Below are 14015 nucleotides of genomic sequence, written 5' to 3'. Positions count from 1 at the left end.
AAGCTTAGCTCGCTGGTACCGGAGAGACGGCAATCAGCGAGCCGTTTGTCACAGAACACTTCTTGTCCTATGAATGAATCTGATGATTCATTTCAAGACAGACCCTATGCGAATATCTGTTTATTAGATTTTCTTTCGCCTTATGGGTTCGAGCATTTAGCTATTATTAGCGCCGTTTACTTTCTCGGCGCATTGAATAACAACTTCTGTGACAGGTTTTCCTGGCTTTACAATAAATTCACGACGGACATCACGATATCCTTCGCGGGTGCCTACCGCGGTATAACGACCGGGTTTTAAGGCAATTTCGCGCTGGTCGAAATTACCGAGCCTTCCAACATGGTAAATTGTGACACTGGTGCTTCGGTCAGATTTAAAGCGCACGGGAAGTGGTATCAGGGATTGGGTGAGCGCATTTTCCAGGTTTTCTATTTGGGTGGCCAGGCGCGGTGTTTGTGATTTCACCTTTCTTGCATCTGCGAGTACCTTGCGAGCAAAATGATTGCGTTTGCCTTCGCTTAAGGTGAGGGGATCCTTGAGCAGTTCTTGTAATTGGTCATCTAATTTTGCCCTGGCAGAGGCTCTTGCTTTACCGGTTACGGCAGTAACCAGGCTCCCATCTTTTTTGAGCAAAGTTGTATAGCTACTCAGAGCATCGTGCCAATCTTCTTTTTCCTCATGTGAGCGTGCCAAACTCAATAGTTTGTTAATTTTTTCCCGTTCGACGCCATTGCGTGCCTGCTTTAGGCCAATTACTGGCGCCTTGGCTTTGGGTTTTAATGCTTGTGCCTGATTAAAAAACTGTTTGGCGGAGTTGTATTTCTTGTCAGCGATGGCGGCATAGCCCTCGGACATCGCTTCCTTATAGTCCCTCTCCGTTATTTCCATCTCTACCTTTGCCAGCAAAGCCTGGGCTGGGACAGTTTTTGGGTCTATAGACAGTGCTTTTTTCAAGGATGATTTTGCTAGATCTAAATCGGAATCCAGATAGGCTTGTTTGCCCTGAATAAACGACCACCAGACTAATGGTAATGTATCGGAACGCTCCAGCCCTTTAAGACCTCTGGGGTGATCTCTTGAGATGGTCAGTACCAGGTTGAACTCATCAATGGCCGCATCGAGATGCCCTGTGTCCAGCGCCCGATTGCCTTCCGCGAGGTGTGTCTCTATACGCTCAGGGATGCTATCACGCAGTGTTTCCAATGCTTGCAGAGATTCCTGGTATTTTTCCAGGGCCTGCATAAATTGCCGTTTGCGATAGATACTATCGGCTTTAAGGGCTAGATCTTCAGCTGCGTAAAAATCCTCAAAAGCCCACACTTCTACTTGACGCTCCTGTAGTTCCTCCTTAAGCACGAGAATGTCTTGCAATATTTTTTGCACATCTCTGCGCTGTTGCATGATTTCGGCATCTGAATAAGGAGAAGCCGGTATGGGACTTTCTTCTGGCTTATTCTGCGCTGTTGCAGATACCGTTTCATCGGACTGTAATTTTGGCGTTTCTACAATTTGTGGTAACCCCCAAAAGACCCCCACTAATCCGCTGAACATAATTGTTCCAAGTATAAGGGGCCAGTAGGAACTGTCTTTGTTGCGCTTTTCTGCGTGCTGAACAGTACGTGTTGGTGTGCGAGCTCCCTCACCGCCAAAACTAAATTCAGCGGGCTCGATTGGAGTTGAATCTTCCTTGGCGTTATTGCGGTGCTGCATAGTGGTTCCGCCGTGTTATTCAGTTACCCGGTGAAGATCTTGGGTGTTTGCAAAATGTAAAAATGAATGGATTTACCTCAATAATGCGTAAAATTTCATATTTTGGTTTCGGAAGAAGCGGTTTCAGCTTCGTAAATTTCCTTTAAAATTTCTCGCCACTGTCGATACTGATTTTCAACCGATCCACTTAGGGTTACTGTGCGGTCCTCAAGCTCGACGATCTGTGGCTCTACTTCCGCCTCCATGGAATCACCTAATTCTTGCAATGCCTCTAAATGCATCTTGGCGTCAGCACGACGATCGAAGCCACTTTTTATCAGGTAACCGCCTGCACCAATGCCGACTTGACCCGCTGCCTGAGCGCTGCCACCGCCGGCGCCTGCCGCGGCGATGCCGCCGATAATGGCGGCGGCACCCATAATGGTGTGGTTGCGGGCTTTGCGTTTCAGCTCACGCATTTGCCGTACTTCTTCATAGCTGCGCGCACGCCATTCCTGATAGGGAACTTCCATTGTTTTAGCAAAGGTTCCGTAGTACTCCTGTAGAGTGTCTACAAATAAATAGTCGCGCTCACGAATTTTTCGCACTCTCTCGAGCATGGGGTCATTTTCTGCAGGCAGAGCACTTAGGGAGTAGATACCCTCCTGGCTTTGCTGCAGGTAGCGATTGAATGCCTCTGGTGAAAAGCTTCTGGCAAAGCGCATTTCAGAAATTGTACGTATCTCGACAATTTGTTCGTTGGATAAACCTTGGCGATATTCGAGCATGTCATTGGAAACCCGATTATAGATTCCCTGGAAGGCATCGCCCTCGGTAGGATGCTTGCGATCATAGGCGTAGTGCGATGCGTACTCAGAATACTCTTTCGTGAACCAACGCTGACCACGGGAATCCGTTACGGTAACTTCCATTGTGAGCGTTTCCCCGTCGGACTGTAGGATCCTCCCAGAAATAGTCACATCGATATTGGTGCGGGCTGAGGGGATCACCCTCACAGCGCCCCAGCCGAGGCTTGATTGTAGCGAGTCGGCTAGGGTCACGGCTATAAATCGGGATTCGGCTTGACGTAACTCTGGAAAAATCAGAGTGTCCTCATCGACTTCAATACCTTCAATGCCTGGGTCAAACTGAATAACGCCTACATCGAGCAGGCGCTCTTCTGCAATATTTTTATCCTCAATTGTGAGGGGGGTAAATGCCGTGGTGCGCACCTCTGTCGTGGTACACCCGCTAAACAGAATTGCGAGTAGTATTCCCGTAAACAGAATGACGCGTTGTGTTGTCAGCAGACTGCCAAAATTGCTGTGAGTTAAAAGTGCCATCTATGCGTCCTCTATAACTACTTCGTCGCATTTTTATATTTTCGATACTCTTCCCAGAGTTTCTCTCGCAACTCCGGGTCGCTCTCCCGGGTGGCCGCTTCACGAATTTGTCGGGCCACCACATCGTCATCGGTGCCACTGGGAATATCTGCAGGCACCACTGGCGGAGAGCCACTGTGGTTGTATTCTCCCTGACGGCCTTTTGCGGGTAAGCCGGGGCCTGTCACCTGGCCGCTGGAATTGTTCTGTTGTGGGCCACCACCGCTGGGCGATCCGCTTCCCGGTGGTGCTGGGATTTCGGCTTCGGCGGATTCAATCAAGTCTTCCAGCGATTCTCCGGGCGGTGCTTCATCCATTGCTTCCTCTTCCGCCTCGCCCGCAGTAGATCCTGGCCTGTTGCGGACATAGTCGCGTTCGCGCAGGATCATGCCGTCGTAGCTCACCATGGTGGATTCAAAGCGACCCTCCAAATCAGCCACTCTCTCCGCGGTAGAGCGGGGAGATTCATTGGGGGCACTACCTGCGCGCGCGGCGCTGTCGCCGGGTTGTCCCCCGGCGCTGGCACTGCTGCTGGAGGCTGAGCTACTTGAGGAATTCGAACTGCTGCTAGAGGAAGCGCTGGAAGCGGAGGCTGCCTGCTCCTCCTCAGAAAAGTCGATATCTTCTGGCGGGGTGCCCTCTTCCCCAGAGGAAGGATCTGGCGGCATGCGCTGTTCCTCTGCAGATTGCTGCGCATCACTATAGGTAGGGGAGGAGGGGGAGCGGCTGCGAGAATCGGCCTCTGGCATGTTTTCGCCGGCTGAGCGCTCGCGGGAGGAGCGCTGTTTTTCACTGGATGCTGTACCGGAATTCTGCTGTGATTCGCGTTGCGCCGTTGGCATATTAGCGCTGGGCTGGCTCGAAGAGCGGCTACTGGACTGCCTATTACTGCTACTGGTTGATTGTGACTGGCTGGAGCTCTGTGCACTGCTGCTTGATGAGGCACTGCTCTGAGACTGAGACTGAGACTGAGACTGAGACTGAGACTGAGACTGAGACTGAGACTGCGACTGAGAACTGGAAGAGGGCATCGATGGCGCTGCCGGTGGTTGCGATTGGGTTTGCTGGCTTTTGCATCCGGCAACCACTGAAGCCAATACAGCGATAGAGAACAGAGTGTGCCAGCTAATGCCCTGGCGGTGACTTTTTCGTACCGCTTTCCGAGTTGTCATCTCTTTTCTCCTTAAGGGCTTGGCGTTATGCCGGGGAGGCGCAGGAAAAAATACCTGCGTTTCCCTGGCTGCCCGGAAAATGGCTAGTGTGGAAATTTAAAAGTAGTTGTTATTTGATTATTTGCGCGCTCTCCACAACCCCAGTTAATCGCTGTGACGAAAAAACCTCAATCAAAAACAAAGCGCTGAACAATGCCGCGGGTTTCTACCGCCTCACCATCCTCAAAGCGCGGACGAAATTTGGCGCGTTTAAGTATTTTTCGCACTTTAGAGCGAACCTGTACCTTGTCCGACGGGTAGGAGCGTAAGATCTTGATGTTGCGGGCTTTGCCAAACGCGGTAACGTCGTAGGAAACGGTGATGTGTGAGTTCGCCAGGGCCTTGCTCTCCGATTCCAGTATGGGCAGTGCGGGAAGAGCTATCGGGCGGCCAAAAATATCCTGAATTTCATCTCTGGATGCGCCGTTATCCCAAAGGGCCTGATAAGCCTCACCGTAAGTCCGCCGGGCGGAGTGCCATTTATTGAACATCATGTACCAGTCACCCAATTCAACTTTGGCTTTGGCGGATGCGGCTGGTGGCGATTTGGGATTTCTCTGGTAAACATCGACAAGTCGAGTGATTGCCTTCTTGCCGGTGTTGAAACTTTTCATACGGTAGTGATCAACCGTACTGCGTTGATGGGTATCGGGCCCTGCGCCAAAGCTGGTATTAACGATAAGGGGTGCCTGAGCCTCCCCCTTGTACCTGGCCAAGTAATAATTGGTGGCCTTTAATCCACGCAAAGCATCTACTAGACGCAGATCATTGGAGCCGAAATTCTTAGTGATAATGTCGACAGCGAGGGTATAGAGTTTGGTGGCGCTGATCAGGTGTTCAACTAGGGTTTCGCCTTTTTTCTCAACATAGGATTGAAGGTGCCAGCGACTCAAATTGTTGATTACCGGTAACATCCGTGGATCTTTTTTGCCGTAATTTTTTTCGTACAACCAATAGAGGTACTGCTGGTTGTCATTCGCGTCCTCCCATTGATTTAGAGCTATCTGGCTTTCGATGAGCCGCTCAATCATTGGGATCTGGCTGAGGGAATACAGCCCTTCATTCACCCGGTTAACCAACATTGCGCGGCGGAATTCGCTGGCGGCTTCGTCGTGCGCACCGGCTTTTTGCAATGCGGTAGCCAGTCCTAGTAATTGTTCATCAATACCGACACCGTATGCGCCATGTTCGGCCTCCAGTTCTTCGATTCGTTCGCGATAATAGTCGACGGCTTCAGAGGGGCGCAGTTGTCTTCGGGTTTTTTTCAGGGGTTTGGAGGCAGCTTCAATAAAAGCCTGGGGAGGGGCTTTTGAGTGCTGGCTTACAGTGGCGTCATCTGCGGCAATGGCGCTGTTACACAGCAGTGCTGTGGCTGTAAACATCAAGCCGATAGCAAGGCGATTGCTGGTATCTATCTGTGTCACGATTGAACCACTTCCATTCCGGTTTACTTTGCCCACAGCTGTGCAATAGGCCATAGCCGTCACACAGGGTGTGGATCTCGTCTCCGCCCGATCGCCGGTAAACCGGCTGATATGGTGGAAGCTCTCTCCTGAAATGTGGTTCTGTTACTACCCTGTGGCCACGATAGATTTTGCTCTTTGGCCGATCAGAGAAGACGCATCCGGATGCTTATTTTTGCGCTCCTGGCTGCGTATTAAACAGTATAGCCAGCACAGTCTGTCATCAGAGGGATTGTGACGGAGACTTCAACCAACCGGTGAAAGAGTTACCGGCATGCCTGCGACCACCCTTTTGGTTTAGCAGCTGCAGAGAAATAACAGTGCTGAAGGTCGGTAAGTAAGTGCCAAAAGTTTATTGGGTAAATTTATGTGTCGATCCGTTGAGCCCGAAGCGAAGGGACTAGGAGCGCTTTAACTGGACTTTCATCCTATGAGAGCGGTGCTGATTGGGCGAAAATGACTAAAGCAATGGGGCCTGTGGGTGGTGCATTTGGATTGCTGACCGTCAGGCGCCATAATCAGCCGATTCGAATGAGAGGAGAGTGCCGGTGAGCATCTATATCGACCCCGAAGTAGCCGTGAGTCTGCGTGGATATGAAGTACCTGAAAGATTGGGCTTCGGGACGGCAATGGCCCCTGTGATGTTTCGTGCAGTCTGTCAGGACGGCTGCTGGAGTCAGGGGGAATTAATTCCTTATGCTCCACTGACCATAGATCCAGCGGCAAAGGTCCTACATTACGCCCAGTCGTGCTTTGAGGGTATGAAGGCTTATCGAACAGCGGCTGGCAGCATTGCGTTGTTTCGCCCTGAAAAAAATGCGGCGCGTATGGCGTATTCTGCCAAGCGGCTGTGCATGCCCTCCGTGCCCGAATCTCTGTTTCTCGATGGTGTGCGCACTGTCGCTGCGTACTGTGCCAACCTGGTACCAGGTAACCGCGGTGAGTCACTTTATTTACGGCCTTTCCTGATCGGTACTCAGGCGGACCTAACGGTATCAGCCAGCACATCCTATGAGTTCTATGTCATCGCCAGCCCCTCAGAGGCCTACCACACCGGCAATATGCGCCTTTGGGTAGAGCGTGAGGATGCGCGTGCGGCTGTGGGGGGTACAGGAGATGCCAAAGTGGGCGGTAATTATGCCGGCTCGCTACTCAGCGTTGGGCGTCTCAAGGAGCGTGGCTACGACCAATCTCTCTGGTTGAACCCCGCTGATCGCAGCCGTGTGGATGAGCTCTCGGGAATGAATTTCTTTGCAGTGATCGAGGGAAAGCTCCATACGCCGGCGCTCTCCGGTTCCATTCTGGAAGGTATCACTCGTAATTCGCTCTTGAAGCTGGCCAGGGAACTGGGTTACGACTTGGTAGAGGGTGCTATCCATATTGATACATTGCTTAGCCAAATCGCTTCTGGGGTCTGCACCGAGGCCTTTGCCTGCGGCACTGCGGCCATTATCAGTCCTATCAGTGTGATAGGCGATGAAATGCACTGTCACGAGCTGTACCAGGCTCCGGGGCCTGTGGCTAAAGCGTTGCGCGAGGCACTTCTGGATATTCAAGAGGGTCGTGCCGAGGACAATTTTGGCTGGATGCAACCTGTTGACCCTGTAAATTTCTAACTGGATGGGTGAGTGGTACCCGAGGTATAAAGGTAACCGGCTGCGGATCGGCAGCTGGTTACGGCGTTAAATACTCCCTGCACGAACCTCCACGCTCTGGCCGGGTTGATTTGTATCAAAGTACCATTAAAAAATGTTTCCGCGAGAAACGAGAATGTAAGCATTCCCGCCAATTCCTTCTCTGCGGTTGACTTGAACGACTGTAGCTCCTACAAATAATTCCGAAACAAGAAGAAATGCACTGGAGCTTTGTGGGTGGCCTTTTAGTGGTACCCTCCTATTGACCGGCTGTTTCAAGATCAATTTGAGTAGATAGGTCGCACTCAGAGTTCTCTCTAGAACCTGAGGAAAACAGAATGTTGACCCATATGTTCGGCCTTATGCTGCAGCCCCGCAGGCAGTGGGAGCTGATCGGTAGCCTTCCCGAGAAAAAACTTCGCCGGCAAATTCCCTACGTCATTATTTTGGCGCTGTTTCCTGCAGTCGCCTGGTATTTCGGTACAACTCAAGTTGGTTGGAGTATCGGTAGCGGAACGCCGGTAAAAATAACTGGGCAGAGCGCACTGGAATTAGTCGCGGTGTTTTATTTTACGATGGTATTGGCTGTCGTCTCGATTGGCTATTTTATCCACTGGATGGCTAGAACCTATGGCGCAGAGACGCACCCAATGAAGGGGGTGGTTGTCGCTGGGTTTACCGCGACGCCTATTTTTTTGGCGGGCATCGCTGGAATCTACCCCGTGTTATGGCTGGATATTTTACTGGCTACAGTGGCCGTCGCTTATGCGGTTTATTTACTTTATCTGGGCATTCCAATTGTGATGGGCGTTTCTGAAGAACGGGGCTTCCTCTTCGCCAGTGCGATTATCACCGTTTCCCTGGTCATTGCCGTAATGATCATGGTGGGCACCGTATTGTTCTGGAGTTATGTCTCTGCTCCTGTCTTTCATTAAATAAGCCCCTCTGAATCCAAAAAAATTATTATCGTATTTTGTGCGCCAGCTGCTTTTTTAGTGGCTGGCACCTCTCTCCATATTTCTTGATATTTATAGTTAAAAAGTTCTGCGTTATTTTGAGGTGCATAGTGTTTGAAATAAGATAATCTTTTTTTTGATCTGAAGGTTAGAGGTTTCATATCTCTATTTAGGAATTTTTCAGGCGGATTTTATTGTTAAATTTTTTCTTTGGGGGTTTAAGTTGAGAAAGGTAAATCCAAGTCTCTCCGCATTTCTTCGAGAGTGTAACGAAGTGCTATTGGCGCGTTCCGCAAAAGGTTTTCCTTTTAGCGTTATTGACTCTCGGGAAAAGACGGAGATGCTGATACAGGAGTTTGTGACCGATATTCCTGATATTGATTGTGTGATGGATGCGGAAATATATACTGCCGGGTATAACGTTCCGGTGCGTATCTTTAACCCGAATCCAGGTCAAACGCTTCCGGTATTGGTGTATTTCCATGGTGGTGGACACATGGCAGGCAGTGTTAAGGCCTATGATCCGATTTGTCGAAAAATGGCAATAAATACACAGCACATTGTGGTGGCTGGGGAATATCGTCTAGCACCAGAAAATCTTTACCCTGCGAATATTGAAGATGCCTGTGCCGTTGTCAGGGGCATCTGGGCGACTCTAGATCGACAGAATGTTGACTATCGAAAAACGTTATCTGTGGCAGGAGACTCTGCAGGCGGTTCGCTTTCTGCCTCAGTGTCACACCTGGCCCAGTTTGACCGGGGAATTGATATAGAAAAGCAGATTCTTATTTATCCTTGTGTTGATTATGTCGCCAGATACGAATCCTATAATGAAAATGGCGTTGGCTATTTATTAGAGGCTGATATGTGTACTTGGTTTTTCGATAAGTATTTTAGGGAAGGGCAGTGCAGAAAGGCAGCTTCCCCATTGCATATGGACTTCACCGCTAATCTTCCACAAACCTTGGTCATCACCGCTGAATTTTGTCCATTGCGTGATGAGGGGAAAATTTACTATGAAAAGGTGAAATCCTTAGGGATACATGCCGAAAATGTACACTTCGAAGATGCCATACATGGATTTTTAAATATCGAAGACTTAGTTAGAGAGACGTGTATGAAAGCCTATTCTTCGATTAACCGCTTTCTTAATGGTTAGATTGCCTCTGAATTATTAGTGATAAATTAATAAGCCTTTGGGTCAAGCTATGGCACTCTGTCGAGTGTATTATAATCTTGGCGGTAATTGTTTTCGATGCATAGCCCCCAGCCCCCAGCCCCCAGCCCCCAGTCCCCAGCCCTAAGTGCTTATAGGTGTGGAGGAATTGACAGAAACTAGCTTGGGATATCGTGGGGTTAACCGGGTTTAAAATGGTATTTAAGGACATACCCATTGCTAAGTTCAACCTGTTCGGTAATTTCTTTATCTATTGTGAATTTGACATCCTCAACTGAATTCATGATTTGTGTGGGCTCGGTATCTATGCATTGAATGCTCATGGTCTCGATAACTTGATCCTTGCTGTCGACGGAGTATTCAATCACTTTAATAATTATTGTGTCTTCACGGTGTAGAATTTTAACGCCAGGGCCGCTGGAGAGTGAAACCGTATATTTTATTGCTCCCCAAGGCCCGTCACAGCGTATTGCTTGATATTTCTTTGGGGACGTTTGGGCCGAAAGTGGTTTGGAGTCAATGTCTAACTTGGGGTCGCTAAATATCTGTTGGGTATGAAATTGCCAGCCTTCTGGTGTTTCGATTTCAATTTTTAGGGTGTATTGAGTGGGGGCCTTCTGAGCGAATATGGATCCACTGCAGAGAAAGAAACACATGAATAAAAATTTGCGAAAATTCATCTGGATGGCACTTTCCTAAGTTGGTCGGCGGGCTGACTCCTTCAGCTTGTTTGTGGCTTTAAATGCCAGGCGCGAACTCTCTCTTTTATTCCCGATCGTTAGATAATAATAGTGCCTTGAAGGCTGGATAGGGGTTGGATACTATGCAGAAGCTTGCATAGAAGATTTTTTGCACGACCTAATTGGTACACTCGTACCCATCAAGACTTGATTTAGTAGCTACTGAAAATAATTCAAATAAAAAGGTGAACCATGAAGAACTTGCCCTACGCTGGGATAGCTCTCTCTTTATTGCTGACATCGGCCTGTGCCCCGGATAATCCAGTACAGTCAAGACAATCAGAAACTGCTATCGAATTTCAAAAAAAACTACTGAGACAACTAATAGCCGCCAAACCCGGTGACATTATTCTCATCCCAGAGGGGGAATTTAAAATTGATCGCAGTCTCTCTCTCAATGTGGATGACGTCACTATTCGTGGTGTGGGCATGGATAAATCCATTCTCTCATTTAAAAATCAGATACAGGGTGCTGAGGGATTGTTGGTCAATGCGAGTAATTTCACAATTGAGAATCTGGCAATAGAGGACACTGTGGGTGATGCTCTAAAGATCAATGAGGGCGAAAATATTGTTGTTCGCAATATCCGTGTTGAGTGGACTAATGGGCCGGCTACCGAAAATGGGGCCTATGGTATTTATCCAGTGCAGACAAAAAATACTCTGGTCGAAGGCTCCGTAGCTATTGGTGCATCGGATGCGGGAATTTATGTGGGGCAGTCTCGAAATGTGGTAGTGCGTAATAATCGAGCTGAATTTAATGTGGCAGGTATTGAAATAGAGAATACGATTGGCGCTGATGTTTATGGCAATGTGGCCACCAATAATACGGGTGGTATTCTGGTTTTTAATATGCCCAATTTGCCGCAGCCCGGGCATAGTACGCGTATTTATGAAAATAAAATATTCAAAAATAATGTAGAAAACTTTGGGCATGAAGGAACCCCGGTAGCTGCGGTTCCGGCGGGTTCGGGTATTGTTATTAACTCCAATGATCGAGTCGAGATTTTTGACAATAAGATTGCGGAAAACGATACCGCGAACATTGTAATAAGCAGTTATTTTACTGCTGGATATTACAGTGATAAATCCACACAAGTAGATTTTGACCCATACCCTGAGGGTATTTATATCTATGATAATGAGTTTGTTGGCGGGGGGGGGGCACCGGATCACTTGGAGCTGAAAGCGCTCAGGCTAGCTCGTTTTGGATTGGGGGGAAGTCTCCCGGATGTACTTTGGGATGGCGTTATCGATCGTGAAAAAATGTCTGATGGATCTCTGCCAGAGCACTTGAAATTGTGCATTGATAATGCCGAAGCGGGTATTCTCAATATAGATTTTTTAAATAATTACCAGAATATTTCCACCGATATCTCGGCGCATCTATGTCATCTGGAAAAGTTGCCCCAAATTGTTCTGAATTTTGACGAGGCACCTGAGGAGCGCAAGGAGGGCGATCACCTGGCTACTTTGGAGGGACGCAATGAATAATAGCGTTTCCTGGGGTGGTGTTTTCCTATTAATAATGGGGGCAGTGACTCTTCTCTTTGGTGGCTGTGACAAGCATCGCCCCCCGGTCACCCTGTTTTCTATGGATACCATTCCAGAAAGACTCAGCGACTGGAATCTGGTCAATATTATTGACGGCGCTTTTATACCTAATGATCGGGTACTGCCATATGGATTGAACACCGGGCTTTTTACCGACTATGCGCATAAATTGCGCACAGTGTGGATGCCAATGGGGACTTCAGCAAACTATGCTGAAGAGCAGTTTGACTACCCGGTGGGCACGGTGCTTACCAAGACTTTTTATTACCCCAGAGGGGCAGGAGAAACCGTTGTCCGTACCGACAGTTTTGCCAGTGATTATGTCGTTGGGCGCTGGGGGGAGGCGCTGGATATGCAGGCGGTACGGTTGGTGGAGACCCGCCTCCTGGTAAAGCGCGAGAATGGCTGGCAGGCGATACCGTATATTTGGAACGCGGAGCAGACAGAGGCGGTTTATGAAATTGCCGGTGATATCACGCCCCTCAAGCTTGTGGCGGATTCTGGGGACGTTTCCACATTTACCTATGTCGTGCCCGATGCCAATCAATGCGCTGGATGTCATGCCGATAACTTCACCGGAAAGGAAATTTCGCCACTCGGGCCCAGAGCGCGCCATCTAAACAGGACTTATCCCTACTCTAGCGGGACAGAGAATCAATTATCGCATTGGCAGAAAGCAGGCTATCTCAGAGGCGTTCCCGAACTGGCCTTACTACCCAGCCTGCCCAGTTACGCCGATACATCGAAACCTCTGGAGAATAGGGCGCGAGCCTACCTCGATATCAATTGCGGTCACTGCCACAATCCGGCCGGTGCGGCGGATACCTCGGGATTGATGCTTCACTACAGTGAGACAGACAGGCGTAAACTGGGGCTGTGCAAACCTCCGGTCGCGGCCGGTACTGGCAGCGGGGGGCGGGTGTTCGCCATAGTACCGGGAGAGCCTGACCACTCTATTTTGAACTTCCGCGTGGAGTCCAGAGACCCTGGGGCAATGATGCCGGAACTGGGACGCAGTCTGGTACATGAGGAGGGGGTAGATCTGTTGCGCCAGTGGGTGGCGGCGATGTCGGGGAGCTGTTCCTAGGCCGTTGAATTGCTTCAGGTGACTGGAGAAGTCGGGAAGCGGCACAGTGCGCTGTCACTGTGCCGCGGCCTGAAGAGCAGCATAGATTTCAGCCGTAAGCAGCGCTCTCGGCAATTTGAGTAGCCGTTGCGGGAATGAGGCCGCGTACCATCATGGTCACTGTGCGCTCGAGTAATGGGGAGTCCAGAGCAATGGAGCTACTCAGGATCTCGTACTCAAGCTTTAGGATCGTGCCATGAGCGATTTGTGCGGCAGCCTCTGCATCGGTTATACCCAGCAGGTGGAAGAATTCCTGAATCAGTGACTCTCTTGCATGGTTCGACATGCGTACAGCTCGGGTCAACTGCTCATTGCGCAGCGCCTCGTTGCGGAACGCCAGTTCGACAAGGCGGCGGTCTCGATCTTCCGCCTGGTTGCGAACATGTGTCAGGATAAAGCGCGCCAGCTGTTGTACTAATAACTTGTGACTACTGCTCGATGCGCGCTCTTGGGCTGATAGATTGCGCGCCGCACTAAAACTCTCTTCCTGAAGTTGACGCGTACTTTCCAGTCCCTGTTCGACAAAATAAGTGAATGAGTCACTGATTAAGTCGTTAAGGTCTTTAAAATAGTAGGTCGTTGCAGCCAGGGGCACATTGGCTTCGCGGGCTACGGCGCGGTGGCGAATACCGCGAATCCCTTCTTTTACGATGAGTCGCAGGGTGGCCTCGAGAATGGCCTTGCGGCGCAGGCGGCTGTCGGCACGCTGTGCGCGGCGGCCGTGGTAGACCAGATCAGACTTTCCGTTGTCTACAGTCATAGCAGTTTCCCTGTTCTTTTTGCGTTGGCACCGATTGTTCTAGCAAGCTGTTCGGTCGTGCCATTCTAGCCAAACGAATTCAAAAAGAGGCAATAAAGCTATTACATTTGATTACATGAAAGTTGCACCAGTTAGGCACTTTATAGGCGACTCGCTTGCGCGAAGATCCTTAAATTGGTGCAAATTTCTTCGCGGGGTATTTAGGGCATTGCGAGATGGAGAACTAGGCGTCAAGCGGAGGGTATTTTGACTCAGCGTTAGAGAATGTTTTCTCGAAATAGCTCGGCGACAATCGATTAGCATTCATTACACTAAAAAATTGC

Annotated in this window: 12 protein-coding genes; 5 read left to right on the top strand and 7 right to left on the bottom strand. The window is 49.5% G+C overall.

Features of this window, described 5'->3' with window-relative positions; all coding sequences use genetic code 11:
• Positions 1 to 156 precede the first annotated feature (156 nt).
• The 4 genes from Q1A69_RS01795 to Q1A69_RS01780 all read right to left on the bottom strand — a co-directional run bounded on the left by Q1A69_RS01795 (position 157) and on the right by Q1A69_RS01780 (position 5706).
• A complete protein-coding gene (locus Q1A69_RS01795) occupies positions 157 to 1710 on the bottom strand; it encodes a hypothetical protein (RefSeq protein WP_299580201.1) in 1554 nt (517 codons plus the stop codon).
• Between the two features lie 95 nt (positions 1711 to 1805).
• Positions 1806 to 3032, bottom strand: a complete 1227-nt coding sequence (locus tag Q1A69_RS01790; protein WP_299580198.1) for a hypothetical protein — start codon at positions 3030 to 3032, stop codon at positions 1806 to 1808.
• A gap of 17 nt (positions 3033 to 3049) precedes the next feature.
• Positions 3050 to 4243, bottom strand: a complete 1194-nt coding sequence (locus tag Q1A69_RS01785; RefSeq protein WP_299580195.1) for a hypothetical protein — start codon at positions 4241 to 4243, stop codon at positions 3050 to 3052.
• 167 nt (positions 4244 to 4410) lie between these two features.
• Complete coding sequence (locus Q1A69_RS01780) at positions 4411 to 5706, bottom strand: tetratricopeptide repeat protein (protein ID WP_299580191.1); 1296 nt, start codon at positions 5704 to 5706, stop codon at positions 4411 to 4413.
• Between the two features lie 587 nt (positions 5707 to 6293).
• On the opposite strand from Q1A69_RS01780, the gene Q1A69_RS01775 reads away from it, so the two are divergent.
• Positions 6294 to 7361: a branched-chain amino acid aminotransferase gene (locus Q1A69_RS01775; RefSeq protein WP_299580188.1), complete on the top strand. Its 1068-nt coding sequence runs from the start codon at positions 6294 to 6296 to the stop codon at positions 7359 to 7361.
• A gap of 356 nt (positions 7362 to 7717) precedes the next feature.
• Positions 7718 to 8314 carry a Yip1 family protein gene (locus tag Q1A69_RS01770; RefSeq protein ID WP_299580185.1) on the top strand — a complete coding sequence of 199 codons (597 nt, stop codon included), beginning with the start codon at positions 7718 to 7720 and terminating at the stop codon, positions 8312 to 8314.
• Here the strand turns inward: Q1A69_RS01770 and Q1A69_RS01765 are convergent.
• Entirely contained in the window at positions 8311 to 8496 is a 186-nt protein-coding gene (locus Q1A69_RS01765; protein ID WP_299580182.1) for a hypothetical protein, read from the bottom strand. The genes Q1A69_RS01770 and Q1A69_RS01765 overlap by 4 nt on opposite strands.
• A 62-nt stretch (positions 8497 to 8558) precedes the next feature.
• Here Q1A69_RS01765 and Q1A69_RS01760 point away from each other — a divergent pair, with 62 nt between their 5' ends.
• Complete coding sequence (locus tag Q1A69_RS01760) at positions 8559 to 9494, top strand: alpha/beta hydrolase (protein WP_299580179.1); 936 nt, start codon at positions 8559 to 8561, stop codon at positions 9492 to 9494.
• A gap of 197 nt (positions 9495 to 9691) precedes the next feature.
• On the opposite strand, the gene Q1A69_RS01755 is transcribed toward Q1A69_RS01760, so the two are convergent.
• Positions 9692 to 10192, bottom strand: coding sequence for a hypothetical protein (locus Q1A69_RS01755; protein ID WP_299580176.1), 501 nt, complete (start codon positions 10190 to 10192; stop codon positions 9692 to 9694).
• A gap of 252 nt (positions 10193 to 10444) precedes the next feature.
• Between Q1A69_RS01755 and Q1A69_RS01750 the strand changes: the two genes are divergently transcribed.
• Positions 10445 to 11746: a parallel beta-helix domain-containing protein gene (locus tag Q1A69_RS01750; protein ID WP_299580172.1), complete on the top strand. Its 1302-nt coding sequence runs from the start codon at positions 10445 to 10447 to the stop codon at positions 11744 to 11746.
• Positions 11739 to 12893, top strand: coding sequence for an SO2930 family diheme c-type cytochrome (locus tag Q1A69_RS01745; RefSeq protein WP_299580169.1), 1155 nt, complete (start codon positions 11739 to 11741; stop codon positions 12891 to 12893). The genes Q1A69_RS01750 and Q1A69_RS01745 overlap by 8 nt, the downstream gene beginning before the upstream one ends.
• Before the next feature lie 88 nt (positions 12894 to 12981).
• Here Q1A69_RS01745 and Q1A69_RS01740 read toward each other — a convergent pair whose 3' ends face one another.
• Positions 12982 to 13692: a TetR/AcrR family transcriptional regulator gene (locus Q1A69_RS01740; RefSeq protein WP_299580166.1), complete on the bottom strand. Its 711-nt coding sequence runs from the start codon at positions 13690 to 13692 to the stop codon at positions 12982 to 12984.
• Positions 13693 to 14015 lie beyond the last annotated feature (323 nt).

This window comes from uncultured Microbulbifer sp. (assembly GCF_947498635.1).
Lineage (GTDB): Bacteria > Pseudomonadota > Gammaproteobacteria > Pseudomonadales > Cellvibrionaceae > Microbulbifer > Microbulbifer echini.
Note: the sequence above shows the minus strand (reverse complement) of the source record. Positions and strands in the feature narration are given on the sequence as shown.

Bases quoted from the DNA above. Each gene is read 5' to 3' on its own strand.
- Q1A69_RS01795 (WP_299580201.1), bottom strand. From the start codon at position 1,710: ATGCAGCACCGCAATAACGCCAAGGAAGATTCAACTCCAATCGAGCCC.
- Q1A69_RS01790 (WP_299580198.1), bottom strand. From the start codon at position 3,032: ATGGCACTTTTAACTCACAGCAATTTTGGCAGTCTGCTGACAACACAA.
- Q1A69_RS01785 (WP_299580195.1), bottom strand. From the start codon at position 4,243: ATGACAACTCGGAAAGCGGTACGAAAAAGTCACCGCCAGGGCATTAGC.
- Q1A69_RS01770 (WP_299580185.1), top strand. From the start codon at position 7,718: ATGTTGACCCATATGTTCGGCCTTATGCTGCAGCCCCGCAGGCAGTGG.
- Q1A69_RS01765 (WP_299580182.1), bottom strand. From the start codon at position 8,496: ATGAAACCTCTAACCTTCAGATCAAAAAAAAGATTATCTTATTTCAAA.
- Q1A69_RS01755 (WP_299580176.1), bottom strand. From the start codon at position 10,192: ATGAATTTTCGCAAATTTTTATTCATGTGTTTCTTTCTCTGCAGTGGA.
- Q1A69_RS01750 (WP_299580172.1), top strand. From the start codon at position 10,445: ATGAAGAACTTGCCCTACGCTGGGATAGCTCTCTCTTTATTGCTGACA.
- Q1A69_RS01745 (WP_299580169.1), top strand. From the start codon at position 11,739: ATGAATAATAGCGTTTCCTGGGGTGGTGTTTTCCTATTAATAATGGGG.
- Q1A69_RS01740 (WP_299580166.1), bottom strand. From the start codon at position 13,692: ATGACTGTAGACAACGGAAAGTCTGATCTGGTCTACCACGGCCGCCGC.